This is a genomic window from Bradyrhizobium sp. STM 3561, assembly GCF_045571455.1.
Taxonomy (GTDB): domain Bacteria; phylum Pseudomonadota; class Alphaproteobacteria; order Rhizobiales; family Xanthobacteraceae; genus Bradyrhizobium; species Bradyrhizobium vignae.
In genome coordinates this window covers 7655675-7681847 of sequence record NZ_CP120695.1, presented here as the reverse complement: position 1 = coordinate 7681847, position 26173 = coordinate 7655675, and the positions used below count along the sequence as shown (strand labels likewise).

The window sequence follows — 26173 nt, the reverse complement described above, 5'->3', positions numbered from 1 at the left end:
GCGCGCCCCAAGCGCGCGCCGAGACTCGGAGTTAACAGCTCGCGCTCCAACGTCTCCCTGGGCTATGGGCTCCGGATCGGTGCTTCGCTTGTCCGGGACGACACCGAGGATGGGACGGCCACCCAACCGAATCTTAACGAATGGTTGCTAAGTCCCAACCCTGTAGCGCGTGCGGAACGCGCTTGGGGATTTTCGAATTGGCCGTGACGGATGCACAACCCGCAACGACCGGAGCGGCCGGCCTGATCGCGCGGCTGCGGGCTAAGCTCGCGGGCGGATCGAGCGAGGCGTCGCTGACGCGGCGGCTCGCCGGCACCATCTTCGTCATCCGCGTCATCAGCGCCGGGCTTGCCTATGTCTCGCAGGTGCTGCTGGCGCGCTGGATGGGCACGTCCGACTACGGCATCTATGTCTATGTCTGGACGTGGGTGCTGCTACTTGGCAGCATGATGGATTTCGGCATCTCAGCCTCCGCGCAAAAGATCATCCCGGAGTACCGGACTAGCGGCGAGCATGCGCTGCTGCGCGGCTTCCTCTCCGGCAGCCGCTGGCTGACCTTTGCCGTATCCACCCTGGTGTCGCTCGGCCTCGTCGCCATCGTCAAGCTGCTGTCGCCCTGGATCGATCCGGCCGAGGTGCTGCCGCTCTATATCGGCTGCATCACGCTGCCGGCTTTCGTGGTCGCCAACACCCAGGACGGCATCGCGCGCTCGTACGACTGGATGCAGCTCGGCCTGATGCCGCAATTCATCATCCGTCAGGCCCTGATCATCGGCATCACGGCCGGCGCGTTCGTGCTTGGTTATCACCTCGGCGCGGTCGCTGCGATGGTGGCGAGCGCCGCCGCGGTCTGGATCGCGATGACCGGGCAGATTGTGGTGCTGAACCGCAGGCTCGCCGATCACATCGATCCGGGCCCGAAGGCCTATGACGTCAGGGGCTGGCTCGCCGTGTCGCTTCCGATCCTGTTGGTGGAGAGCTTCTACCTGCTCTTGTCCTACACCGACGTGCTGGTGCTGCAGCAGTTCCGCCCGTCCGACGAGGTCGGCGTCTATTTCGCCGTGGTGAAGACGCTGGCGCTGGTCTCGTTCATCCATTACGCGATGTCGGCGACGACGGCGCACCGATTTGCGGAATACAATGCGTTCGGAGACAAGGCGCGCCTGTCGGCCTATGTGGCGCATGCCATCAGCTGGACGTTCTGGCCGTCGCTGGCCGCGACCATCGTACTGCTCGCGCTCGGCAAGCCGCTGCTCTGGCTGTTCGGGCCGCAATTCACGGTCGGCTACGACATCATGTTCATCGCTGCGATCGGCCTCGTGGTGCGCGCCGCGATCGGCCCGGTCGAGCGCCTGCTCAACATGCTCGGCCAGCAGAAGATCTGCGCGCTGGCTTATGCGCTGGCCTTCGTGATGAACGTTGCGCTCTGCGTGATCCTGGTGCCGCGCTTCGGCGGTCACGGCGCGGCGGCCGCGACCTCGATCTCGCTGAGCTTCGAGACGGTGCTCTTGTTCTGGATCGTGCGGCAGCGACTGGGACTGCACGTGCTGGCGTTTGGTAAATAGCTCCGCCTGCCCTGCCGCTTGAGAAACGCCCATGGCGTGAAAAGCCCGGCAACGAGGCAAAACGACTACCCGCCCCCGGTCGGCAGCATGATTTTTCTTATTCCTCCTAAGTAGTTGCGCCCCAGGGAAAGTTTATTCTACGTCATATTGCTCAACCGACGAGATAACCCAACATTCCCCGGACCATGATCGATCCACTCTACGTCGCCTCCGGATTTGGTGTCGGCCTGCTCGTCGGCATGACCGGCGTAGGCGGCGGCTCGTTGATGACACCGCTGCTGATCCTGTTGTTCGGCGTCCATCCATCCACTGCCGTCGGGACGGACCTGCTCTATGCCGCCGCGACCAAGACCGGCGGCAGCATCGTGCATGGCTGGTCGCGCAGCGTGCACTGGCCGGCGGTACTGCGGCTGGCCTGCGGCAGCATTCCGGCGAGCGCGCTGACGCTGCTGGTGCTGTGGAAGCTGGACCCCAGAAGCGACACCGAGCGCAGCCTGGTCAACGTGGTGCTGTGCTTTGCACTGCTGCTGACCGCCACGTCGCTGATCTTCCGTAAGGCGCTCATGGAGCGCTACCGCAAGAGCCTGGAGCGGGTCGACGAGCGCACCACCGCGGTCGCGACCGTCGTCACCGGTATCGTGCTCGGCGCGCTGGTCTCGATCTCCTCCGTCGGCGCCGGCGCGGTCGGCGTCACCGTCTTGCTGCTGCTCTATCCGCGCCTGCCGATGGCGAGCATCGTCGGCTCGGACATCGCCCATGCCGTGCCGCTGACGCTGGTCGCGGGCGTCGGGCACTGGGCGTTCGGCGACGTCGACTGGGGCCTGATGGGCGTGCTGCTGATGGGCTCGCTGCCCGGCATCGTCGTCGGCAGTTATAGTGCAAGGCGCGTGCCCGAACCGGTACTGCGCTTGACCCTCGCCAGCGTGCTGTTCGTGGTCGCCGGCAAGATCATGTTCGCGGAGCTGAATTTGTCGTCGGCGATCGTGACGGCGCTGGCGTGGAGCCACTAGCGAAGGACGGACATCGTTCCGTCTCGCTGTCCTCGCCCGGCTTGACCGGGCGATCCAGTATTCAGAGACGGCTGTGGTTGAGCCGAGAGGCCGCGGCGTACTGGATGCCCCGCCTGCGCGGGGCATGACATCGGCAAGACAAGTCGGTGCCGCTACTCCGCGGTCCAGCCGCCGTCGATCGACAGGTTGGTGCCGGTGATCTGCGCGGCGTCGTCGCTGCACAGGAACAGAGCGAGGGCTGCGACCTGCTCGGAGGTGACGAACTCCTTCGTCGGCTGGGCATCGAGCAGCACGTCGTTGATGACCTGCTCCCGTGTCAGATTGCGCGCCTTCATGGTGTCGGGGATCTGCTTCTCGACGAGCGGCGTCCAGACGTAGCCGGGACTGATGCAGTTGCAGGTGATCTTGTGGGTCGCGACCTCCAGCGCCACGGTCTTGGTGAGGCCGGCGATGCCGTGCTTGGCCGAAACATAGGCCGACTTGAACGGCGAGGCGACCAGCGAATGTGCCGACGCCGTGTTGATGATGCGACCCCAGCCCTTCTTCTTCATGCTGGGGATTGCGGCGCGGATGGCATGGAAGGCCGAGGACAGGTTGATGGCGATGATCTGGTCCCACTTCTCGAGCGGGAATTCCTCGATCGGCGACACGAACTGGATGCCGGCATTGTTGACGAGGATGTCGACCGAGCCGAACGTCTTCTCGCCGAGCGCGATCATCCCGGCGATCTCGGCCGGCTTGGTCATGTCGGCAGGCGAGTAGATTGCCTTGACCTTGAAGTCGGATTCGATCTTGGCGCGTTCCTTCTCGATGTCCTCGGGCGAGCCGAAGCCGTTGATGACGACGTTGGCTCCGGCGGCGGCGAAGGCGCGCGCATAAGCGAGTCCGATGCCGCTGGTCGATCCGGTCACGACAGCGTTCTTCCCTGACAGACTACCCATTCTATTCGCTCCTTTTTGCCGGGGGCGCGGTGACGTCCCCCGTGAGATCGTAGGTCACCATGGTCTCGCCGGACTGCGGCCGCTCCAGCCAATCCTTGTGACGCATCGACAGATGCACGTCGCGCACGCCGGCCTCCCAATGCTCGACCATGGCGACGTGCGAGAAATCGTAATCCTTGGACGAGGATTCGTAGTTCTTGCTGCGATAGATCAGATGCACCACGGTGACGGTGCTTTCACGCGACACTTTCGCCAGGAATTCGACGGAAGGATCATTCTTGAGATAGTCCGGCAATTTGCCGATCAGGTCGCGCACGGCCCTGCGCGCGTTGTGCAGCTGCTTGTTCTTGTCGGTGTTCATCCGCGTGCGGCTCGAATAGCGGATATCCTTCTCGCGCTCGGCGGCCTCAAGCAGCGAATTCGGCAGGTCGCCGCGCGCGGAAAACAAGTCGACCTGGAAGATCAGCATGTCGCGTTCGACCCCGGCATCGAGCACGTAGTCGAGCGGGGTGTTGGAGGCGATACCGCCGTCCCAATAATGCTCGCCGTCGATGACCACGGAGGGAAAGCCGGGCGGCAGCGCGCCCGAGGCCATGATGTGCTCGGGGCCGATCTTCTTGCCGAGCTTCTTGAACTCGTAATTGTCGAAATATTTGAAGTTGCCCGAGGTGACGCCGACCGCGCCGACCGACAGCCGCGTCTCCAGATCGTTGATGCGATCGAAATCGACGAGACGCTCCAGCGTCTTCTTGAGCGGCGAGGTGTCGTAATAGCTCTCCGCTTCGGGATGTCCCGGCGGCCAGAGGGGCGCCGGCGGAATGCGCGGCGTGAAGAAACCGGGCACGCCGAACGTCGCGATCAGCGCAGCGCTGGTCGAATTGAACAGCTCGCGGCTGTGGTCGCTCTTGCCGACCGGCTTCCACGGCACGGGCGCAGAGACCATTTCCCAGAATTCCTTCAGCCGCTTGACGCGGGTGTGGCCCTCGTTGCCGGCGATGATGGCAGCGTTGACCGCGCCGATCGAGATGCCGGCGACCCATTCCGGCTCGAAGCCGTAGCCGCACAGTGCCTGGTAGGCGCCGGCCTGATAGGAGCCGAGCGCGCCGCCGCCCTGGAGGACCAGGACGCGTTGCGCATTGGCGGGGACGCTGGTGGATTCCGGACTATGATCGATCATGCGGAAACAATAGCAAATGGCGCACCACCGTGGCGACACTCCGCCGCGACGTCAATGCATCCCGGATCAAGTCTGGCTTATCGGGGCTCCGTCGAGGCCAGGATCATGGTCCAGAACACCTTGTATTTGGTGCCGGGAGCATAGCTCGCCGCGATGCCTAATTTTGTGACACCGCCCTTGAGCATGTTGGCGCGGTGAGGCGGCGAGTCGCGCCAGCCGGAAAACGCTTCCGCCAGCGTATGATAGCCGGCCGAGATGTTCTCGACCGCCACGGTCGCGGGATAACCGCCGGCGGCAAGGCGCTTGGCCAAGGGCGCACGGACGTCGTGGTCCATCTTGTTGGCCGCGGCCATGGCCTGGGATTGGGATTCGGCAAGCCGCATCAGGTCGGCGTCGACCACGACCGCGCCGAGCATGTTGTTCTGCCGGTATTGCGAGATCATCACCGCGGCGGCCTGTGCATCGAGCTTGGAGCCCGGCACCGCCATGTCGGTATACATCGACGGCTCCTGGACCGGTGCTTCGTTGCCGGCACAGCCGGCGAGCAGCAAAGTGATGAGAATTGCGGCCGCAGCGCGCATTTTTAGAAGCCCCCAAATGAGGGGCCGTTGTTGCATACCAACAGTGGCTGAAAGGTGAATTTTGAGGAAAATCGTAGCTGTCATTCCGGGGCGATGCGAAGCATCGAACTATGGTGCGTAATTGCGCACCTGAGAATCTCGCGCCAAAACCTCGGGATTCCGGTTTCGCGCTGGCGCGCGCCCGGAACGACGGGATTAGCCCGCAAAGATCCGGTAACGGCGAGGTTCCAGGCCGATCGTGTCGCCGGCGCGCAGCTCCTTGTCGCGCGGCGCGTCGATCTCGATGGTTTCGCCGCCTGACAGGGCGACCTCGGCGCGCTGCACGGGACCGAAATTGCGGACGTGCTGCACGGCGCCCTCGAAGGCGCCGCTGCCGGGCGGACCGACCAGCATGTCATGTCGCCGCACGAACAGTCGTGACGCGCCAGGCACCAATCCATCCGCTGCGAGCTTGAGCGGCTGCTCGCCGAGCCTGATAACACCGTCCGCGACCTGAACCGGCAGCTCGATGCATTCGCCGATGAAGCCGTGGACGAAGGCGGTCGCCGGCGTCTCGTAGACGTCATCGGGCGAGCCGATCTGCTCGATCCTGCCCTTGTCCATCACCACGACGCGGTTGGCGACTTCCAGGGCTTCCTCCTGGTCGTGGGTGACGAAGATCGAGGTGACGTTGATCTCGTGGTGCAGCGAGCGCAGCCATTTGCGCAGCTCTTTCCGCACCTTGGCATCGAGCGCACCGAAGGGCTCGTCGAGCAGGAGGATGCGCGGCTCGATCGCGAGCGCGCGGGCGAGCGCGATGCGCTGGCGCTGGCCGCCGGAGAGCTGGCTCGGATAGCGGTCCGCGAGCCAGTCGAGCTGGACGAGGTCGAGCAGCTCTTTTACGCGCGCACGGATGCTCGCTTCGTCCTTTCGGACTGCGCGCGGCTGCACGCGCAGGCCGAACGCTACGTTCTCGAACACGGTCATGTGGCGGAACAGCGCGTAGTGCTGGAACACGAATCCGACATGCCGCTCGCGCGCGCCCTGCGCCAGCGCGTCCTCGCCGTTGAACGAGACCTCGCCCGAATCGGGCCAGTCGAGGCCGGCGATGATCCGCAGCAAGGTGGTCTTGCCGGAGCCGGAGGGACCGAGCAGCGCCAGCAATTCGCCGTTGTCGACCTTGAGGTCGACGCCATCCAGCGCGGCAAAGCTGCCGAACTTCTTGACGAGATTTCTGACTTCAATGGTCACTGGCGTCTTCTCCTTCGTCGAGATGACGTTCGAGAACGGTTTTTACGATCAGCGTGATCAGCGCGAGCATCGCCAGCAGCGAGGCGATCGCGAAGGCGGCGACGAACTGGTACTCGTTGTAAAGAATCTCGACCAGCAGCGGCATGGTGTTGGTCTCGCCGCGGATGTGGCCGGAGACGACGGAGACCGCGCCGAACTCGCCCATCGCGCGGGCGTTGCAGAGCAGGACGCCGTAGAGCACGCCCCATTTGATGTTGGGCAGGGTGACGCGGAAGAAGGTCTGCAAGCCCGAGGCACCGAGCGAGATCGCAGCCTCCTCCTCCTGCGTGCCCTGCTCCTGCATCAACGGGATCAGCGCCCGCGCCACGAACGGGAAGGTCACGAAGGTGGTGGCGAGCGCGATGCCTGGCACCGCGAACAGGATCTGGATGTCGTGATCGCGCAGCCAGGTGCCGAAATAGCCCTGCGCGCCGAACAGCAGCACGAAGACGAGGCCCGAGATCACCGGGCTGACCGAGAACGGCAGGTCGATCAGCGTGATCAGGAAGGTCTTGCCCTTGAAGTCGAACTTGGCGATGGCCCAGGCGGCGACGAGGCCAAACACCAGATTGAGGCCGACCGAGATCGCCGCGACAATCAATGTCAGCTCGATCGCCGCCATCGCCTCCGGCTCGGCGAGCGCGGCGAAATAGGCGAGGAGGCCGCGCGAGAACGCCTGCGCGAACACGACGACGAGCGGCAGCACGACGAAGACGGTGAGAAACATCACCGCCAGCGCAATGATGACGATGCGTACCGCGCGCGGCTCTGTGCGGAGGTTGTCGCGGGCCGCCGCCGCATGCGCGCGCGCCTTTGCACGTGCCTTGGCCTCGGAGGCCGAGAGCGACACGGAATCTGCGATCTGCATCGTCATGATCCGCCCTCAGCGTGCCGGGATCCGGCTCTGCGCCCAGCGCTGGAGCCGGTTGACGGCGAAGATGATGACGAAGGAGACGACGAGCATGACCACCGCGATGGCGGTCGCATCGGCGTAGCGGAATTCGGAGAGCCGGATCACGATCAGGAGCGGCGCGATCTCGGAGACGTTGGGCAGATTGCCGGCGATGAAGATGACCGAGCCATATTCGCCGACCGCGCGGGCGAAGGCGAGCGCGAGGCCGGTGAGCAGCGCCGGTGCGAGCGACGGCAGGATTACGCGCACGATGGTCTGCCAGCGGCTGGCGCCGAGACTGCCCGCAGCCTCCTCGATCTCTGGGTCGAGATCCTGGAGCACCGGCTGCACCGTGCGCACTACGAAGGGAATGCCGATGAAGATCATGGCGACGAAGATGCCGACCGGGGTGAACGCCACCTTGATGCCGAGTGCTGCGAGCGGCGCGCCCAGCCAGCCCTTCTCGGCGAACAGCGCGGTCAGCGCGACGCCGGCGACCGCCGTAGGCAGCGCGAAAGGCACGTCGACGATGGCATCGAAGATGCGCCGGCCGGGAAAGCGGTAGCGGACCAGTGCCCAGACGATGATGCTGCCCATCACCAGATTGACGCAGGCCGCCGCGAAAGCGAGCCCAAACGACACGCGGAGCGCGTTCAGGGTGCGGCGACTGGAGAGAATGTTCCAGAACTGCTCGGGACTGAGCTCGAGCGATCTCAGGAACAGGCCGGCGAGCGGAATCAGGATAATGACGGATAGCCAGGAAAGCGTCAGTCCCATGGTGAGACCGAAGCCCGGCAATGTCCGACGTCGTGCAACGACTGCGCTCACCCGGCCCCCTGCTAAAGCCACCTACGACAGCGCGCGATCAGTTCTTGTAAATCTGATCGAAGACGCCGCCGTCGGCAAAATGTTCCCGCTGTGCCTTCGTCCAGCCGCCGAAGACGTCGTCGATCGTGAACAGTTCGACCTTGGCGAAGGCATTCTCATACTTTTTGGCGATCTCCGCATCGCGCGGACGGTAGAAGTTGCGCGCGGCGATCTCCTGCCCCTCCTTGGTGTACCAATATTGGAGGTAGGCGTCGGCGGCATTACGGGTGCCTTTTTTATCGGCAACCTTGTCGACGATGGCGACCGGCGGCTCGGCGAGGATCGATTGCGGCGGCGCCACGATCTCGAACTTGTTCGCGCCGAACTCTTTCAGGGCGAGGTACGCCTCGTTCTCCCAGGCGAGCAGCACGTCGCCGACGCCGCGCTCGACGAAAGTCACGGTCGCACCGCGCGCACCGGTATCGAGCACCGGCACCTGCTGATACAGCTTGCCGATGAACTCCTTGGCCTTGTCGGCCGAGCCGTATTTCTTCTGCGCAAAGCCCCAGGCCGCAAGATAGTTCCAGCGCGCGCCGCCTGATGTCTTCGGGTTCGGCGTGATCACCGCGACGCCCGGCTTGAGCAGGTCGTCCCAATCCTTGATGCCCTTGGGATTGCCCTTGCGGACCAGGAACACGATGGTCGACGTATAGGGTGACGAATTCTGCGGCAGCCGCTTCTGCCAGTCGGCGGCGGTGAGGCCCTTGCCGGCGATTGCGTCGATGTCATAGGCGAGTGCCAGCGTCACCACGTCAGCCTGCAACCCGTCGATCACCGCGCGCGCCTGCGACCCGCTGCCGCCATGCGACTGCTTGATCTCGACGCTCTTGCCGGTTTCCTTCCGATAGGCGTTCGCGAACGCCTTGTTGAACTCGACATACAGCTCGCGTGTCGGATCGTACGACACATTCAACAGATTGATATCGGCGGCGAGAGCCGAGCTTGCCAAGAAACCCGTTGCGAGCAGTCCTGCCACGAGCGGAACGATACGGCGCATCATGTCCATCTCCATTCACCTCGACGACATCGGCGTCATCGATGGCAGGCATAACTCGGGGCGAAACGCTCTTAAGTCAACGGAACCGCATTTTCTTGTTCGCAGCGTGGCAGCGTGACTGTGCTATCAAACCTTCATCGTGTGGATGCCGCATTCCGTCTTGGCGCGGCCGCGCCAGCGACCGGCGCGTGCATCCTCGCCTTCAGCCGTTCTACTGGTGCAAGGCATACACCCAACCGACAGGAATCCGGAGGCGGCCAACGGATGACGCGGCAATTTGGCGCGGGTGAAGATCGCCTCGATCTCCTCGCGCGAGACATTGGCGAAGGGATTGACCTTCAACCGCGCGCCATCGTCCTCGACGACCGGAATGTCGGCGCGCGCATTGCCCTGGAACCGCTTGCGGCCGTTGAGCCAGGCATCGAACGGTTTCAGCGCGCGCGCCAGCGGCTCAACCTTGCGGATGCGGCAGCAGGCGTCGGGATCGGAGAACCAGAGGTCGCGGTCGGGATCTTCGCGCGACAGCGTCTCCTCGGCGGGCTTGATCGAGCGGACGTCCTTCAGGCCCAGCGTCGCAATCAGCGTATCGCGATAGGCCAGCGTCTCCTCGAACAACCAGCCGGTGTCGAGAAAGATCACGGGGATCGCAGGATCGACATCCGCCATCACCTTCAAGAGCGTCGCCGATTCCGTGCCGAAGGAGGACACGAGCGCGAGCTTCTCGCGCCCGACCGTCTTCAGTGCCGAGGCGATGATCTCCGCGGGCGAAGCATCGCGCAAGGCACGATCGAGCTCTTCCGCCGAAGGCAACGCGGACACGGACGAGAGCTGGGGTGCGATCACGTTCACGTGCCGACACCTTCGGAGTGACGCAGCTGCATGCGCCGGTGCAGCGCCGTGATGCGGCCGTCGCCGGTCGGCTGGTAGAACACCGAATAGCGCTTCGCGGTCTGCATGAACGCTTCCGCGTCGGCCTGCTTCTTGACCTCGAAGGCATCGAAGCCGGCACGCAGCATGAACACGAACTGGTCGCGCAGCACTTGGCCGGTCGCACGCAACTCGCCGCGATAGTTATAGCGTTCGCGCAGCAGCCGCGCCTGGCTGTAGGCGCGTCCGTCGCGGAAGGTCGGGAACACCAGCGCAACGGCCGCGACCTTGCCGAGATAGGGCACGAGCTCGGCGATGTCGCGATTGTTGGGCCAGATCACACCGACCTTGCCGGCACGCTCGAGCAAGCCCTCGGCCTCGCCCAGGAAGCGCTCGGCCGGCACCAGGATGTCACCGCCCTCGGGCAGCGGCGTGTCGACGGCGAGCTTGACGAAGCTGTCGTCGACGATCTTTCCGCCATTAACGAGTGGCATACACGCGCTCCTTGAAGGGTTCGACGCCGAGGCGCTTCACCGTATCCATGAACAATTCTTCGGGCCGCTCGCGCAGCGCCAGATAGGCTTCCACGATGTCCTCGACGACATCGGCGACCTCGTCGAACTTGACGCCGGGACCGATCAGGGTGCCGAGCGCGGCGTTCTCGTCGGCGCGGCCACCGATGGTGATCTGGTAGACCTCCTCGCCGTTCTTCTCCACGCCGAGAATGCCGATATGGCCGACATGGTGATGGCCGCAGGCATTGATGCAGCCGGAGATGTTGATGTGGAGACGGCCGATCAGGTTGGCCAGCTCGTGATTGGCGAAGCGCCGCGTCAGTTCCTGCGCGATCGGGATCGAGCGCGCGTTCGCCAGCGAGCAATAGTCGAGTCCTGGGCAGGCGATGATGTCGGTGATCAGGTTGACATTGGGCGTCGCGAGGCCAAGCTTGTCGAGCGCCTTCCACAGCGCCGGCAGATCGCGCTTGGCGACATGCGGCAGCGCCAGGTTCTGCTCGTGGCCGACACGAATCTCCCCAAAGGAGTATTTATCGGCGAGATCGGCCAGCGCATCCATCTGCTCGGCCGTGGCATCGCCGGGCGGCCCGCCGGTCGGCTTCAGCGAGATCGTGACGATCGAGTAGCCCTGCACCTTGTGCGGGGCGACCGAGTTCTTGCGCCACGCCTCGAACTCGGGATCGGCTGCGGCCTGGCGCAGCTCGTCCGGCATGTGCGGCAGCTTCTCGTAAGGAGGATAGGTGAAGCGCGAGCGGATGTCCTCGATCACCTCGTCGTCGATCTGGAGCGAGGAGTTGCGGATTTGCTGCCATTCGTCCTCGACCTCGCGCGAGAATTTTTCGATGCCGAGCTCGTGCACCAGGATCTTGATGCGCGCCTTGTAGATGTTGTCGCGGCGGCCGTATTGGTTGTAGACGCGTAAAATAGCCTCGATATAGCTGAGGATGTCGCGGCCATGCACGAAGTGCTTGATGGTCTTGGCGATGAACGGCGTGCGGCCGAGACCGCCGCCGACCAGCACCTCGAAGCCGGTCTCGCCCTTCTCGTTCTTGATCAAGCGGAGGCCGATGTCGTGGATCTTGATCGCGGCGCGGTCATGGTCCGACGCGGTGATCGCGATCTTGAACTTGCGGGGCAGGAACGAGAATTCCGGATGCAGCGTGGTGTGCTGGCGAATCAGCTCCGACCAGATGCGGGGATCCTCGATCTCGCCCGGCGCGACGCCGGCCCACTGGTCCGAGGTGACGTTGCGCATGTTGTTGCCGGAAGTCTGCATCGCATGGATGCCGACCTTGGCAAGATCAGCCAGCGCGTCCGGCAGCTCGGCGAGCTTGATCCAGTTGAACTGGATGTTCTGCCGCGTGGTGAAATGGCCGTAGCCGCGATCATATTTGCGCGCGACGTGCGCGAGCGCCCGCAGCTGGTTCGTGGCCAGCGTGCCGTAGGGGATCGCGACGCGGAACATGTAGGCGTGGAGTTGCAGATAGACGCCGTTCTGCAATCGCAGGATCTTGAACTCGTCCTCGGTGAGCTCGCCGGAGAGGCGGCGCTTCACCTGGTCGCGGAACTCCGAGACGCGCTCGTTGACGAGCGTGCGGTCGATTTCGTCGTAAGCGTACATAGAGAATGCCTTAAACCTGGGCCGGCTGCCCGATCGTGACGCCGGTGCGGCGGATCTGTTCGCGCAGATTGCCCGGCAGGATCTTGCCGTCGTCGCCGACCTGCACGGGCGCGATATAGGGACCGATAGCACCGACGTCATCGGCCACGGCTTCCGCAAGCAACGCCTTGGCCTCGTCGGAGTTGCGCACGATCGCGGCTTCCGAAAGGTCCGCGGACCAGCCCTTGGCAGCGGTGCGATAGACCACGATGCCGTCCCAGGTGCGGTTGGCGGTCACGATCGAGGGGCCGGCGATCTTGATCTTCTTCTGTTCAAGCGGAGAGGTCATTCGGCTGCATCCAAGAGGTCAGAGATGATTTGTTTTGGGGTTTGGCGGCGAAGCGAGCCGGCATGCCGGACCACGTCGCCGATGATGAGGATGGCGGGACCGCCATGAATCCGCCGCACGAGCTCGGGCAGGTCGCGCAGCGTACCGATCGCGCTTTGCGCATCCGGCCGCGTGACACGGGCGAACACGCCGACCGGCGTCTCCGGTGAGCGGCCCGACGCGAACAGGCCCGCGCGCACGGCCGGCGCTGCGGTCATGCCCATGTAGACGACGACGGTCATCTTGGTGTCGGTCAGCGTCGACCAGTCCACAGCTTCGGCATCGCGCGCCTTGTGCGCGGTGAGGAAGGTGATGCGGTTCGCTTCGTGACGATAGGTCAGCGGCACCTCGAAATCGGCGGCAGCACCGATTCCTGCGGTGATACCAGGAATGATCGAATAGGCGACGCCGGCGGCGCGCAGCGCTTCGACCTCTTCGCCGCCGCGGCCGAACACGAAGGGATCGCCGCCCTTCAGCCGCACCACACGCTGGCCGGCTTGCGCGGCTTCGATCATGCGCTTGTTGATGGCGTCCTGACCGATGCCGGGCTTGCCGACGCGGCGGCCGACCGCAACGCGCGTGGTGTCGCGACGGATGCGGTCGAGGATCTCGGGCGAGACCAGCTCGTCGTGGAAGACGATGTCCGCGTCCTGAAGTGCGCGCAGTGCCTTGATGGTGAGAAGGTCAGGGTCGCCGGGACCGGCGCCGACAAGCGCCACCGAGCCCTCCGGCTGGTCGGCGCGCGCGAATGCGGAGGGATCAGAAATAGCACCGAGTGCCGCGTCCGCCTCGGCGTTGCGGCCGGCGAGCACGGCAGCGCCGATCGGGCCGTCGATCACGCGTTCCCAAAAGCGGCGGCGCAGCGGAAACTCGGCAATGCGTTCGTTGATGGACTTGCGGGAGGTGCCGATGAACTCGGCGAGCTCGCCGATGCGCGCCGGCAGGAGCGCCTCGATCTTCTCGCGCACGCGCCGCGCCACCACGGGCGAGGTGCCGCCGGTGCCGACCGCGACCACGACGTCGCCGCGGTCGACGATGGCCGGGAAGATGAAACTGGAGTGCTCGAGATCGTCCATGACGTTGACGGGCAGACCAAGCGCCTTGGCACGGACCGACATGGCGACGCCGACGTCGCCCGCACCCGCGCACACGATGGCGATGACGCCGGAGAGATCAGCGGTCAGCGGATCGCCGGCCGCGATTTCGACGCGCGTCGCGTCCTCGGAGCCGAGGCCAAAATCCTGATTGCCGTCGATCGCATGCACGCGGATGCGCGCACCGGCAGCGGCGAGCACGCGCAGCTTGGCGCGCAAAAGCTCACCCGCGCCGATGAGGACCACCGGACCGGCCTTCAGATCGAGAAACACCGGCAAGAACCGCATGCGATACTCGCTTCCCCACAAACGGGGTTGACTGGAATTATTTTCTATATATGTCTCGTTACGAGCGCGCAAAGAGAAAATTTTTTCTTCTCTTCGGTGCTGCAACTATAGAATTTTCGCCTCCAAACGCAAAGTGGCAGAGATGCATCTTCTCAAGGACGATTCCGCTGCTGATCGACTGAGCAATCCGGCGCTCGCCGAGCGCGTGCGCACGCAAAAATTTTCTGCCGAGCTTGCTCCAAGCATGGACCATCTCGATCAGCTCGAAGCGCAGAGCATCTACATCTTGCGCGAGGCGTTTGCCCGGCTGAAGAAGATTGCGCTCTTGTGGTCGCTCGGCAAGGACTCGAACGTCATGATCTGGCTGGCACGCAAGGCGTTCTTCGGCCGCATGCCGTTTCCGGCACTCCATGTCGACACTGGCAAGAAATTTCCGGAGATGTATCGCTTCCGCGATCATTACGGCAAAGAGTGGGATCTCGACCTGCGTGTCGAGCCCTGCCCGCCGATCGATGCCGTCGACCCGACACTGCCGCCAGCCGCCCGTTCCGCCGCGCGCAAGACCGAGGGCCTCAAGATGGCGCTCGCCAAATATGGCTTCGACGGCCTGATCGCCGGCATCCGCCGCGACGAGGAGGCGACGCGCGCCAAGGAGCGCGTGTTCTCGCCGCGCGGGCTCGAGGGTAACTGGGACGTGCGCGATCAGCCGCCGGAGTTCTGGGATCACTTCAACGCCTCGCCGCCGCAAGGAGCGCACTTACGCATCCATCCGATCCTGCATTGGACCGAGGCCGACATCTGGGCCTACACCAAGCGCGAGAACATCCCGATCATCCCGCTGTATCTTGCCAAGGACGGCAAGCGCTATCGCTCGCTCGGCGATCAGGACATCACCAATCCGGTCGCTTCGACCGCATCGAGCATCGACGAGATCCTGATCGAGCTCGAACAGACCAAGGTGCCGGAGCGCTCGGGGCGCGCGCTCGACCACGAGACGGAGGACGCTTTCGAGCGCCTTCGCGTCGCCGGCTATCTCTGATTCCCAAGGACGCGAGCGTCGCATGAACATGATCGTCACCACGGCTTCGCCGGCCACTCCGAACGGCACCACGCGTCCGCAAGTGCGCATTGTTATCGTCGGCCATGTCGATCACGGCAAGTCGACGCTGGTCGGCCGCCTCCTGCACGAGACCGGCAGCCTGCCCGAGGGCAAGCTCGAGATGCTCAAAGCCGTCAGCGCGCGGCGCGGCATGCCGTTCGAATGGTCGTTCCTGCTCGACGCGCTGCAGACCGAGCGTGACCAGGGCATCACCATCGACACCACGCAGATCCGCTTCCGCACCAATTCGCGCGACATCGTGCTGATCGATGCACCCGGCCACGCCGAATTCCTGCGCAACATGATCACCGGGGCGTCGCAGGCCGACGGCGCCGTGCTGATCATCGATGCGCTCGAAGGCGTGCGCGACCAGACCAGGCGGCACGGCTATCTGCTGCATCTGCTTGGCGTGAAGCAGGTCGCGGTCGTCGTCAACAAGATGGACCGGGTCGATTTCTCGGCCGATCGCTTCAAGGAGATCAGCGACGAGATCTCCGCGCATCTCAGCGGCCTCGGCGTGACGCCGACCGCCGTGATCCCGATTTCCGCACGCGACGGCGATGGCGTCGCCGAGCGCACCGACCGCATCGACTGGTACAAGGGTCCGACGGTGGTCGAGGCGCTTGATCGGCTCGAACCGGCACGGGCGCTGGAAGCGTTGGCGCTGCGCCTGCCTGTGCAGGCGATCTACAAGTTCGACGACCGCCGTATCGTGGCGGGCCGCATCGAGTCCGGCAGCCTGATTGCCGGCGACGAGATCGTGATCATGCCGGCGGGCAAGATCGCGAAAATCAAGACGGTCGAGAGCTGGCCGGTGACACCACTCGCAGGACGGCATGGCGCCGGCCGCTCGGTCGGCATCACCCTCGACCGCGAATTGTTCATCGAGCGTGGCGACATCATCGCGCATGCGGGCAGTGCTCCGCGCGAGACGCGCCGCCTGCGCGCGCGGATCTTCTGGCTGCACGACAAGCCGCTCGCCAAGGGCGACCAGCTGCTGGTGCGCTGCGGGCCGAAGGAAAGCCGCGCCACCGTCGTCGCGATCGAGAAGGCCGTCGATCCCGGCGAGTTGTCGAGCACCGAGAACAAGGCGATCGGCCGTAACCATGTCGGCGAGATCGACATTTCTCTGTCGAACCCGATTGCCACAGATCCCTATACGGAGAATCCACGCACCGGCCGTCTCGTGATCGAGGTGTCCGGGCGCATCGCCGGCGGCGGCCTCGTGCTGTCGGTCGATGCCGGCCAACGCGCCATGCCTGTCGACATCGTGCCGGTGGAATCGGCGCTGCGGCCCGACGAGCGCTCCGCGCGCTATCGCCACAACGGTGCCGTGGTCTGGCTCACCGGCCTGCCGGCCTCCGGCAAGTCGACGCTGGCGCGGGCGCTGGAGCGGCGTCTGTTCACCAATGGCGGCTCGCCGATCCTGCTCGACGGCGACACGCTGCGCGCCGGGCTCAACAACGATCTCGGCTTCTCCGCCGCCGATCGCAGCGAGAATATCCGCCGCCTCGCCGAGGTCGCGACGCATCTCGCCCGCAACGGCCACATCGCGATCGTCGCGGCGGTCTCGCCCGCGCGCGAGGATCGCGCCGCCGCGCGCCGCATCGCCGACACCGCGTTCCGCGAGATCCATGTCGCGACGCCGGCCGAAGTTTGCGAGGAGCGCGATCCCAAGGGCCACTACAAGAAGGCACGCGCCGGCGCGCTGGCATCGTTCACCGGCATCGGCAACGACTATGAGGCACCCCAGGCCGCCGAGCTCGTGATCGACACGTCGAAGCGGACGGTGACCGAGGCGGCGGACGAGATCGAGCACATGCTGAAGACGACCGGCGTCCTGTTCGACGAAGTCGTGGACCTCGCTGCGAATATTTGAGTCCGCCCTAAAGCGCGATGGGATCAGGATGAATCACCATCGCGCTTCAGGTTATTGTTTGAGCATGATCTTTTCGGAAAACCGCTGCACACTTTTCCGGATCATGCTTTAGTCCCCGCTGTCGTCGCCCGGCTTGCCCGGGCGACCCAGTATTGAAGAGACAGCGTTGGGATACGGAGAAGCTGCGGCGTACTGGATTCCCCGCTTTCGCGGGGAATGACACCGGTGCGTGGGGCCTTCTCCCCCTCTTCTTGACATTTTGACAAGCCCCTGGGGGTCTTCTCACCGCCCCGATTTTGGGGCTAATAGGTCCCGAAAGCTGCCCTTCGTGGGCGCATTTTGCTGCTGTCGGGTCAAAAGCAGCCAAAAACAGCCATTTCCAACAAGAAAGCCCATCATGAAACGCGTCGACGTCCACGGATTGAAGATCGCTCCCGTCCTGTTTGACTTCATCGCCAAGGAAGCGGCCCCGAAAACGGGGATCGCGCCGGATGCGTTCTGGGCCGGGGTGGCCGCCATCATCAACGAGCTGGGCCCCAAGAACCGCGAACTGCTTGCTTTCCGCGACACGCTGCAGGCCAAGATCGATGACTGGCACCGCGCCAACAAGGGCAAGGCGTTCGACCTCGACGCCTACACCGCCTTCCTGAAGGAGATCGGCTATCTCGTCCCGGAGCCGCCGACTCAGAAGGTCGAGACCGCCAATGTCGACGAGGAGATCGGCAAGATCTGCGGCCCGCAGCTCGTCGTTCCCCTCACCAATGCGCGCTATGCGCTGAATGCGGCGAATGCACGCTGGGGCTCGCTCTACGACGCCTTCTACGGCACCGATGCGATCCCTCACGACCCCTCCGAAAGCGGCAAGGGTTACAACAAGGCGCGCGGCGACAAGGTGATCGCCAAGGCCAAGGCGTTCCTCGATACCGCCGTGCCGCTCGCGACCGGTAGCCACACCGACGTCAGCGCCTATAGCGTGGTCGCGGGCCAGCTTGCGGTGAAGCTCAAGAGCGGCAACGCCACCGCGCTGAAGAACGCCGCGCAGTTCGCGGGCTTCCAGGGCGATGCCGCCGCGCCGTCAGCTGTGCTGCTGGTCAACAACGGCCTGCATGTCGAGGTGAAGATCGATCGCAGCAGCGCGATCGGCAAGGACGATCCGGCCGGCGTCGCCGACATGATCTTGGAGGCCGCCGTCTCGACCATCCTCGACATGGAGGACTCGGTCGCCGCGGTCGACGCCGAGGACAAGGTGCTGGTCTACCGCAACACGCTCGGCCTGATGAACGGCACGCTGTCGGCCGATTTCGAGAAGGGCGGCAAGACGCTGACGCGTTCGCTCAATGCCGACCGCGTCTACAAGACGCCTGACGGCAAGGGCGAGCTCAAGCTGCACGGCCGCAGCCTGCTGCTGATGCGCAATTGCGGTCACCACATGTTCACCGATGCGGTGCTGGACGAGAAGGGCGAGGAGGTCCCCGAAGGCCTGCTCGATGCCGCAGTGTCGGGCCTGCTCGCCATTCACGACCTCAAGGGCAACTCCAAGGTCAGGAACAGCCGCACGGGATCCGCCTATATCGTCAAGCCGAAGATGCATGGTCCCGACGAGGTGTCGCTCACCTGCGAGATCTTCGACCGCGTCGAGAAGATGCTCGGCCTGCCCGAGAACACGCTCAAGGTCGGCATCATGGACGAGGAGCGGCGCACCACCGTCAACCTCAAGGCCTGCATCCAGCGCGCCTCCAAGCGCATCATGTTCATCAACACCGGCTTCCTCGACCGCACCGGCGACGAGATCCACACCTCGATGGAAGCGGGCCCGATGATCCGCAAGAACGAGATGAAGGCGCAGGCCTGGATCAAGGCGTACGAGGACTGGAATGTCGACATGGGTCTGATCGACGGTCTGCCCGGCCACGCCCAGATCGGCAAGGGCATGTGGGCCGCGCCCGACAAGATGGCGGACATGCTGGCGCAGAAACTCGCTCACCCGCAGGCCGGCGCCACCACCGCCTGGGTCCCCTCGCCGACCGCGGCGACGCTGCACGCGCTGCACTACCACCAGGTCAACGTCATCGCGCGCCAGGAGGAGCTGACCAAGGGCGGTCCGCGCGCAAAACTCTCCGACATCCTCACCATTCCGGTGTCGAAGTCGAACTGGGCGCCGGACGACGTCAGGCAGGAGATTGACAACAACTGCCAAGGCATTCTCGGCTATGTCGTGCGCTGGATCGACCAAGGCGTCGGCTGCTCCAAGGTGCCCGACATCCACGATGTCGGCCTGATGGAAGACCGCGCCACCTTGCGCATCTCCAGCCAGCATCTCGCCAACTGGCTGCACCAGGGCGTGATCACCGAGGCCCAGGTGATGGAATCGCTCAAGCGCATGGCCGTCGTGGTCGACAAGCAGAATTCGGGCGATCCGATCTACAAGCCGATGGCGCCCGCCTTCGACGGCGTCGCCTTCAAGGCGGCCTGCGACCTCATTTTCAAGGGCCGCGAGCAGCCGAATGGCTACACCGAATACATCCTCACCGCGCGCCGCCGGGAGGCGAAAGCGCTCGGCTGAGCCATCTCACTGAATGACAAAAGCCCCGGCGTGAGCCGGGGTTTTTTGTCGCGTGAAACGTCGTGGCGGGCCCGGAACGCCTGCGCACGCCTAGCGTTGTCGGGCCATCAACCACGGGAGATGGTCATGGACTGGAATCGCATCGAAGGAAACTGGAAGCAGTTCAAGGGATCGGCCAAGGAGAAATGGGGCAAGCTCACTGACGACGATCTCCGATTGATCGAGGGCCGCCGCGAGCAGCTCGAGGGCCGGCTCCAGGAACGCTACGGCAAGGCCAAGGACCAGGTTCGCAAAGACGTCGACGACTGGCTGAAGTCGCTACACTGACACAGCATGACGAAGCCCCGGCTCACACCGGGGCTTATCGTTCGAGGAAGCGCAGCCCGGACGGAGCAGAAGCGTAATCCGGGACCCTCGCAGCATGAGGCATGACCCGGATTTCGCTTTAAGCTCCATTCGGGCTCCGCGTCTCGTTAGAACACCGCGAGATATTTCAGCAGCGACACGATACCGATGATGATGACGATCACGCGCGCGATCTGTTTGGCGCGACCATCCATCGGCAGCATGTTGATGAGATAAAGCACCAGAATGACGACGAGAAAGGTGACGAGTACACCGACCAGCATCGCTGGCTCCCCCTTCAGGCAAGTTGCTGACGTTGTCCTAACGCTCGCAGAGCGCGCCGGTTCCATCCTGGCAACCTATTGAAATCTTTTGTATTTCTGTCGGCAGCGCGATTCCGCCTGTAATTGTACGGCACTATTGCTGTCTAAGTTTTTTAGCCTTTTGAGGCCAAATGCGATTCGAGCGTCTGCCGCTGGCCGACGCCTTTGCTGCATACATCCCTTTGGTCGCTCGAAGTTCGAACGTCTCCACGCTGCTGAAAGCGGTGATCCTGTCCACCGCACTCGTCGTCGTGATCGGCTTCTCGATCAGTGCATGGAATTCATGGTGCCGGCTTCAGCAGGCGAACCGGATCCTCGCGGTAGCAGCGACCTCCGCCAATGTGTTCAAGGCGATGGCGAACATCCGCTCCGACCGATCGACCAGCAACCGTCAGCTGACCTCCGACATCCAGATGGACAAGGACATCGAGACATACATCCGCGGCATCCGCGACGAGCTGATGCCCGCCCTGGCACGTGCGAAGGGTACGCCGGCGCAACACGATCGGTGTCCTCCCGGACAAGCGCAGCTTCCGGCGACGCGTAGCGTTGTCTCGAGCGGAGCGCCGATCTGGGAGCCATAGCGGACAATTGGCGCGCGAGCTGGCAACTCCGAGGCTTTGCCGAACCACGCCCTGTGGCTATGGGTCCCCGATCTGCGCGCGCTTTGGCGCGCTTGTCCGGGACGACAAGCCTTGCAAGGCTGCTAGCGCGGCAACTTAGCCAACGCCCGCGTCCCTACTCCTTCGCCACCACCGGGACCTGGCGGAACTTGGCGCGCACCGACGCCGGCAACGGCGAAAAATTCATCGCGACGCCGCGGCCGTCGTTGGCATTGCGGCTGGCGACCACGAGGCCGCCGGCACCCGCGACGATGTCACCCTTGCGCAGGGTGGGGTCGTCTTCGACCTTGACCTGGGCGAGACCGACCGGGTCCTTGCCGTTGCAGGTGCAGCCCGCGACGATCTCGTTGCGATAGCGGAACGCGTTCGGCAGGTCGGAATAGGACTTTCCAGTCTCCGTCATGGCGTCGTCGATATTGCTGCCGTAGACCAGCGAGGTTTCCGACGCCGGGCAGAAGCTCTTACAGGACTGCGCCTTGCTCTCGGCGTCGCTTCCCTGTGCCGGGAAATAGCGGCCGTCGCAGCCGCGCACGCAATAGGCCGTGCCGCCGCCATAGGAGGCCCGTTGGCGCGGCGCGTCATAGCGCGGCATGTCGTCGGTCGGGAACGGCATCCGGATCTCCGGCGGCGGCCGCATCCGGAAGCCGCCGAACAATGCCGAGAAGAAATCCTCCGCATGCGCCGACACCAGACCAGCGGAGACGGCGATCAAGATCACCGTACCGCCAACCACTTTGCCAACCAGGCGTCTGCTCATAGGACCTCGCTCATGCTTAGTTGACGGCCGATGTCGTGATGTTCAACGCCTGCCTGCCCGACGGCAACGTCGTCGCGGCCGGACGCTTGCGCACGGGGTCGACGGCCTTGTCGCCTCCCTTATCGCCTCCCTTATCGCCTCCCTTGGCCATCAAGGGAGCGTTCTTCGGCAGCACCACGACCTTGGTGCCGACATTGACGCGATTGAACAGGTCGATGACGTCCTCGTTGGTCAAGCGGATGCAGCCGGACGAAACGAACTTGCCGATGGTCGAGGGATCGTTGGTGCCGTGGATACGGTATTGGCTCGAGCCGAGATACATCGCACGCGCACCGAGCGGGTTGCCGGGGCCGCCGGCGACGAAGCGCGGCAGATAGGGCTGACGCGCGATCATTTCGGCCGGCGGATACCAGTCCGGCCACTCGGCCTTCCGGCTGACGCTCTGCACGCCGGACCAGGTAAAACCTTCGCGGCCGACGCCGACGCCGTAGCGGATCGCGCGGCCATTGCCGAGAACGTAATAGAGATAGGTATTGTTGGTATCGATGACGATGGTACCGGCCGGCTCGCTCCTGTCGAAGCTGACGATCTGCTTGCGCAGCCGATCGGGCAATTGGGCGTCCTCGCCGGCGGCCTGCGGCGTCTCGTTGAAGCCGTCATGAGAGTAACCCTGGTCCTGCGGGTACGCCCACGGCTGGATTCGCGCGTAGCCGAACGTTTGCGCGCTCGCCGTCCCGAAGGGCACTGCGAGCAGAGCGGTTGCGAAAACGAATGCGGTAACGGCGCGCGGCGAGAAGCTGCGACGGACTGCAAACAACTTTTTCATGTGCTGCCCCGTTGGATATGTGCATCAGGGTGATGCGCTGCCCAACAAACTCCGCCGGCTGGATCGAAGTTCCGGCGCAGCATGCGGCAGCGACGTCACAGTCAAGCGAGCGGCTATTCACGAAGGCGCGATGGAACCGGCACGCCGTCCACGCGTTGTGAGGTCGTCAATGGGCGCGCGGATCGCGTTTCCGTGCGGGAGAGATATTGTGCGCGTCCTTCCCAGTGAACGCCTGATTTCCGGCAACAGCGAGAGCGAACCGCTTCCCGACAGCCACGGTGAGCTGCCGCCAGTCATCCGCCGCACCGAGTTCATCGCTTTCGCACTCGCAGGCCTCCTGCTGATTGCGGTCGCCACCGTGCTCTATGCCGGAAAAGCATTCTTCCTGCCCGTGGTGATGGCCTTCGTGATCGGCACCATGCTGTCCCCGGCGGCGAGCTTGCTCGAGCGATGCAAGGTGCCGCGCGCGCTCGCAGCCGTCCTGATCGTGGTCGCTGGGACTGCGGTGGTCGCGTTCGTCTTCGCGCTGATCGCCTCGCCGATTATGGAGTGGAGCACGCGTCTGCCGGAGCTCGGCGCGCAGCTGAGGGACAAGCTGCACGTGTTCGACCGGCCGCTGGCGCTGTGGCGCGAGCTGCAAGGCATGGTCGGCGGGTCGGAGCAATTCCCTAACTTTCAGATTCCGAAGTTCGAGTGGGTGCAACCAACGCTGGAATTCCTGTCACCGACCTTTACCGAATTTGTGCTGTTCTTCGTCACCCTCATTCTGTTCATCGCAAGCTGGCGCGACCTGCGGCGGGCCATGATCATGACCTTCAGTGACCATGACGCGCGGCTGCGCACGCTGCGGATCCTCAACGAGATCGAGGTCCATCTCGGCAACTATCTCCTGACCGTGACCGTCATCAACATCGGTGTGGGCGTTGGCACCGGCCTCATCTGCGCGCTCACCGGAATGCCCAATCCCGCCGGGCTCGGCGCGCTGGCGGCAACGCTCAATTTCATCCCGATCATCGGGCCTGTGGCGATGTTCGCGGTGCTGGTCGTCGTCGGGCTGGTCGCCTTCCCGACCATCGGCGGCGGCCTGATGGCCGCGCTCGCCTTCAGCGGCCTCACCTTCCTGGAGGGACACTTCGTCACCCCGACCATCATCGGCCGGCGGCTGGCGCTGAACGCGCTTGCGGTTCTGCTTGCGCTCGCATTCTGGACCTGGATGTGGGGCCCGATGGGCGCATTCCTGTCGTCGCCGCTCCTGATCGTTGGTCTGATCCTCAAGGAGCATCTGTTGCCGGCCGATTCGCCGCAGCTGCCGCAGGCCTGAGCGGTTTCAGCGAACGGAACTTACCCGTCGACGAAACGTTCTCCGCACATCTCAGCCGTCAACAGTTTGGAGCTCCCGATGTCCACGAGCAATGCCGAAGCCGGGATGAGAGACTGGACCGACAAAGCCACCAGAGAACGCCTCGAGAAGGATGTAGCAGCCGTGAAAAGCGATATCGCCGCCCTCACCGAGCAGATCACCGACGCACTCAATACCTTCGCCAATTCCACTAGCAGGCAGGCTCGCCGCGGCTACCGCCAGGCGCGCGAGAACATGGATTCCACGATCGACGACATGTCGGAGCGCGGCAGCGCGATGATGGAGGCAGCACAGGACGCCTATGGCTCGATCGAGGAGACGCTGGAAGAGGCGATCACACAGCGGCCGCTCGCGACCGTCGGACTCGCGCTCGGCATTGGTTTCCTGATCGGCGTCGCCTGGCGCCGGTAGGTTTGCGGAACGGAGCTCGAGATGGCGGCGCCGCCGGTGCCGGCGTGTGGCGGTTCGGCTTGTGGGGGATTTGAGGAGCAAGGCCATGTTTCAGCGCATCATCGACGGGATCAGTGCATCCACCGGCACGACTGTTCGGCTGACCTCCCTTGCCGCAGGCGCGGCCTTCGCGCTGTTGGTGACGACATGCTTCCTTTGCGCCGCCGCCTTCATCTCGGTGCTGCAGAAATATGGCCCGGTGCAGGCCTGTCTTACCGGCGCCGGCATCTTCTTCCTGCTGACCCTCGCCGCGGCAGGCTCCTATTGGGGCTACAAGCGCGAGGTGAAGAAGCGTGCCCAGATCGCGGCCGAGCGGGCCGCGAAGTCGGCGGCGCAGAGCATGCTTGCAGATCCGATGCTCCTCGCCACCGGACTTCAGATCGTTCGCGCCATCGGGATCAAGCGGCTGTTGCCGATCCTGGCGATTGGCGGTGTCGCCCTCGGTATCCTGGCGAGCCGCGCCGGTGCATCCGACGAGGTGTCGGCCGAACCTGCCGAGTAACGGTCAGAATGGGTTAGAAAATTTCGTCGCAAGTCCTGCGAGCGCATCCATCTGAAATCGACACAGGCGACGCCGCGCAATTTTGCGCGTCCGGCACGAATGCCTGCCGTTCACGGAAACGCTACTCGGATGGGCAGACGGTTGCCGGTAAAAGCATCACCCTGATTCCCAAAGCTATTTTACTCAATGAAACCGTCCGTCAAGGCGAACCTCGCCGCATTCCAGCACGACGCCAGGCTCTATTTGACGCTCGGCATCGCCAATTGGTCGGTGTTCGTCGACCACATTCCGCACAACGTCGTCAACCTTCTGACGCTGCGCAACTTCGGCTTCAGCGGCGCGGCCGATCTCTTCGTGTTCGTGGTGGGCTACGGCGTTGCCATCATCCATGGCAGGATGGCGCTGGAGCGCGGCTACGTGGTCGCGGCGACGCGGATCTTTCGCCGCGTCTGGCGGCTCTACGCTGCCTATGTCGTGCTGTTCGTGATCTATATCGACACCATCGCCTATGTCGCCTCGCAATCGATGGCGCCGGAGATCATCCACGAGTACAACATCTCGGGGATTCTCGAGCACCCGCTGCGCATCCTGATCCGTGGTCTCGTGCTCCAGGAAGAGCCGCTGAACCTCGACCTGCTGCAGTTGATGATCCCGCTGATGACGTTCTTTCCGCTCGTGCTGTGGGGCCTGCTGCGATGGCCGAACCTGACGCTGGCGGCATCAATCGCGCTGTACGTCGCCGCTCGCTGGTTCGACTGGAACTTTCGGGTCTATCCGGACCAGGAATGGACCTTCAATCCGCTGTGCTGGCAGATGCTGATGGTGCTGGGCGGCTGGTTTGCCGTCACAGGCGCATCGGGGCGCATGCTGCGCGGCATGATCTGGCTGCGGATCCTCGCAGGCGCGTACCTCGTCCTCGCGATGGCGGTTACCCTGATGCGCCATTCGCCGGCGCTGTCAGCCTACCTGCCCGATTTGCTGCTCAACAACATCGCGCCGACCGACAAGGAAAATCTCGCACCCTATCGCGTGCTCCACTTCCTCGCCCTCGCGCTCGTCGCCACCCATCTCATTCCGGCCGATCATCCTGGCCTGCAACTGAAGCCGCTTCAGGCGGTCATCAGATGCGGTGAGGAATGGCTTGCCGTGTTCTGCGTCGGCGTGTTCCTGTCCTTCGCCGGCCATCTGATCCTGATCACCGGCCCCAATCTGATCGTGATGCAGATCGTCGTGAGCCTTGCGGGCTTCGCCGCGATGACCGCACTCGCCTATTACATCACCTGGTCGAAGCGGCAGGACCTGCCCGCGGCCCTGCGGCAACAGGCCTAAAGCATGATCCGGAAAAGTGCGAAGCGGTTTTCCGGAAAGATCATGCGTAAACAACAAGCTAAAGCG

General features: G+C 64.1%; 26 protein-coding genes. 11 read left to right on the top strand and 15 right to left on the bottom strand.

Going from position 1 to position 26173, the window contains the following annotated elements; translation table 11 throughout:
* Nucleotides 1-197: 197 nt before the first annotated feature.
* Nucleotides 198-1565, top strand: coding sequence for a flippase (locus tag P6U28_RS36395; protein ID WP_407120724.1), 1368 nt, complete (start codon nt 198-200; stop codon nt 1563-1565).
* Between the two features lie 185 nt (nt 1566-1750).
* Nucleotides 1751-2575 carry a sulfite exporter TauE/SafE family protein gene (locus P6U28_RS36390; RefSeq protein ID WP_407120723.1) on the top strand — a complete coding sequence of 275 codons (825 nt, stop codon included), beginning with the start codon at nt 1751-1753 and terminating at the stop codon, nt 2573-2575.
* A gap of 152 nt (nt 2576-2727) precedes the next feature.
* On the opposite strand, the gene P6U28_RS36385 is transcribed toward P6U28_RS36390, so the two are convergent.
* The 12 genes from P6U28_RS36385 to cysG form a co-directional block, all read right to left on the bottom strand.
* The gene (locus tag P6U28_RS36385) at nt 2728-3516 is read right to left on the bottom strand and encodes a 3-hydroxybutyrate dehydrogenase (RefSeq protein ID WP_129145022.1); all 789 of its coding nucleotides are present in this window, start codon (nt 3514-3516) and stop codon (nt 2728-2730) included.
* A 1-nt stretch (nt 3517) separates the two neighbouring features.
* Nucleotides 3518-4693 (bottom strand): patatin-like phospholipase family protein, encoded by a 1176-nt coding sequence (locus P6U28_RS36380; RefSeq protein WP_122405718.1) that lies wholly within the window; start codon nt 4691-4693, stop codon nt 3518-3520.
* 77 nt (nt 4694-4770) lie between these two features.
* On the bottom strand, nt 4771-5274 hold the full coding sequence (locus P6U28_RS36375; RefSeq protein ID WP_122405719.1) for a CAP domain-containing protein: 504 nt from the start codon (nt 5272-5274) through the stop codon (nt 4771-4773).
* A gap of 195 nt (nt 5275-5469) precedes the next feature.
* The gene (locus P6U28_RS36370) at nt 5470-6504 is read right to left on the bottom strand and encodes a sulfate/molybdate ABC transporter ATP-binding protein (RefSeq protein ID WP_122405720.1); all 1035 of its coding nucleotides are present in this window, start codon (nt 6502-6504) and stop codon (nt 5470-5472) included.
* Complete coding sequence (gene cysW, locus P6U28_RS36365) at nt 6494-7417, bottom strand: sulfate ABC transporter permease subunit CysW (protein ID WP_122405721.1); 924 nt, start codon at nt 7415-7417, stop codon at nt 6494-6496. The genes P6U28_RS36370 and cysW overlap by 11 nt, the downstream gene beginning before the upstream one ends.
* Nucleotides 7418-7426: 9 nt before the next feature.
* On the bottom strand, nt 7427-8233 hold the full coding sequence (cysT, locus tag P6U28_RS36360) for a sulfate ABC transporter permease subunit CysT (RefSeq protein ID WP_283811084.1): 807 nt from the start codon (nt 8231-8233) through the stop codon (nt 7427-7429).
* 67 nt (nt 8234-8300) lie between these two features.
* Nucleotides 8301-9302 carry a sulfate ABC transporter substrate-binding protein gene (locus P6U28_RS36355; protein ID WP_162500455.1) on the bottom strand — a complete coding sequence of 334 codons (1002 nt, stop codon included), beginning with the start codon at nt 9300-9302 and terminating at the stop codon, nt 8301-8303.
* Nucleotides 9303-9425: 123 nt separating this feature from the next.
* The gene (locus P6U28_RS36350) at nt 9426-10148 is read right to left on the bottom strand and encodes a phosphoadenylyl-sulfate reductase (protein WP_407120722.1); all 723 of its coding nucleotides are present in this window, start codon (nt 10146-10148) and stop codon (nt 9426-9428) included.
* Nucleotides 10145-10660, bottom strand: coding sequence for a DUF934 domain-containing protein (locus P6U28_RS36345; protein WP_407120721.1), 516 nt, complete (start codon nt 10658-10660; stop codon nt 10145-10147). The genes P6U28_RS36350 and P6U28_RS36345 overlap by 4 nt, the downstream gene beginning before the upstream one ends.
* Complete coding sequence (locus tag P6U28_RS36340; RefSeq protein ID WP_122405726.1) at nt 10647-12302, bottom strand: nitrite/sulfite reductase; 1656 nt, start codon at nt 12300-12302, stop codon at nt 10647-10649. Before P6U28_RS36340 ends, P6U28_RS36345 begins: the two co-directional genes overlap by 14 nt.
* A gap of 10 nt (nt 12303-12312) precedes the next feature.
* Nucleotides 12313-12630, bottom strand: coding sequence for a DUF2849 domain-containing protein (locus tag P6U28_RS36335; protein WP_122405727.1), 318 nt, complete (start codon nt 12628-12630; stop codon nt 12313-12315).
* Nucleotides 12627-14051 carry a siroheme synthase CysG gene (gene cysG / locus P6U28_RS36330; RefSeq protein WP_407120720.1) on the bottom strand — a complete coding sequence of 475 codons (1425 nt, stop codon included), beginning with the start codon at nt 14049-14051 and terminating at the stop codon, nt 12627-12629. The genes P6U28_RS36335 and cysG overlap by 4 nt, the downstream gene beginning before the upstream one ends.
* Before the next feature lie 244 nt (nt 14052-14295).
* On the opposite strand from cysG, the gene cysD reads away from it, so the two are divergent.
* The 4 genes from cysD (at nt 14296) to P6U28_RS36310 (ending at nt 19919) form a co-directional block, all read left to right on the top strand.
* A complete protein-coding gene (gene cysD / locus P6U28_RS36325) occupies nt 14296-15090 on the top strand; it encodes a sulfate adenylyltransferase subunit CysD (protein WP_122406936.1) in 795 nt (264 codons plus the stop codon).
* Nucleotides 15091-15112: 22 nt separating this feature from the next.
* A complete protein-coding gene (gene cysC / locus P6U28_RS36320) occupies nt 15113-17029 on the top strand; it encodes an adenylyl-sulfate kinase (protein WP_407120719.1) in 1917 nt (638 codons plus the stop codon).
* A gap of 397 nt (nt 17030-17426) precedes the next feature.
* Entirely contained in the window at nt 17427-19592 is a 2166-nt protein-coding gene (locus P6U28_RS36315) for a malate synthase G (RefSeq protein WP_209295702.1), read from the top strand.
* Nucleotides 19593-19718: 126 nt separating this feature from the next.
* Complete coding sequence (locus P6U28_RS36310) at nt 19719-19919, top strand: CsbD family protein (protein ID WP_162500456.1); 201 nt, start codon at nt 19719-19721, stop codon at nt 19917-19919.
* Nucleotides 19920-20065: 146 nt separating this feature from the next.
* On the opposite strand, the gene P6U28_RS36305 is transcribed toward P6U28_RS36310, so the two are convergent.
* Nucleotides 20066-20221, bottom strand: a complete 156-nt coding sequence (locus P6U28_RS36305; RefSeq protein WP_008546817.1) for a Thivi_2564 family membrane protein — start codon at nt 20219-20221, stop codon at nt 20066-20068.
* A gap of 170 nt (nt 20222-20391) precedes the next feature.
* Between P6U28_RS36305 and P6U28_RS36300 the strand changes: the two genes are divergently transcribed.
* Nucleotides 20392-20844 carry a hypothetical protein gene (locus P6U28_RS36300; RefSeq protein ID WP_407120718.1) on the top strand — a complete coding sequence of 151 codons (453 nt, stop codon included), beginning with the start codon at nt 20392-20394 and terminating at the stop codon, nt 20842-20844.
* A gap of 154 nt (nt 20845-20998) precedes the next feature.
* Here P6U28_RS36300 and P6U28_RS36295 read toward each other — a convergent pair whose 3' ends face one another.
* On the bottom strand, nt 20999-21640 hold the full coding sequence (locus P6U28_RS36295; RefSeq protein WP_407120717.1) for a DUF2865 domain-containing protein: 642 nt from the start codon (nt 21638-21640) through the stop codon (nt 20999-21001).
* Nucleotides 21641-21656: 16 nt separating this feature from the next.
* Entirely contained in the window at nt 21657-22466 is an 810-nt protein-coding gene (locus tag P6U28_RS36290; protein ID WP_407120716.1) for a L,D-transpeptidase, read from the bottom strand.
* A gap of 208 nt (nt 22467-22674) precedes the next feature.
* On the opposite strand from P6U28_RS36290, the gene P6U28_RS36285 reads away from it, so the two are divergent.
* The 4 genes from P6U28_RS36285 to P6U28_RS36270 all read left to right on the top strand — a co-directional run bounded on the left by P6U28_RS36285 (nt 22675) and on the right by P6U28_RS36270 (nt 26107).
* Nucleotides 22675-23787, top strand: coding sequence for an AI-2E family transporter (locus tag P6U28_RS36285; protein WP_164937102.1), 1113 nt, complete (start codon nt 22675-22677; stop codon nt 23785-23787).
* A 78-nt stretch (nt 23788-23865) separates the two neighbouring features.
* On the top strand, nt 23866-24237 hold the full coding sequence (locus P6U28_RS36280; RefSeq protein WP_122405735.1) for a YqjD family protein: 372 nt from the start codon (nt 23866-23868) through the stop codon (nt 24235-24237).
* An 85-nt stretch (nt 24238-24322) separates the two neighbouring features.
* The gene (locus tag P6U28_RS36275; protein ID WP_162500458.1) at nt 24323-24778 is read left to right on the top strand and encodes a hypothetical protein; all 456 of its coding nucleotides are present in this window, start codon (nt 24323-24325) and stop codon (nt 24776-24778) included.
* 186 nt (nt 24779-24964) lie between these two features.
* A complete protein-coding gene (locus tag P6U28_RS36270; protein ID WP_122405736.1) occupies nt 24965-26107 on the top strand; it encodes an OpgC domain-containing protein in 1143 nt (380 codons plus the stop codon).
* The last annotated feature ends 66 nt before the right edge of the window (nt 26108-26173 follow it).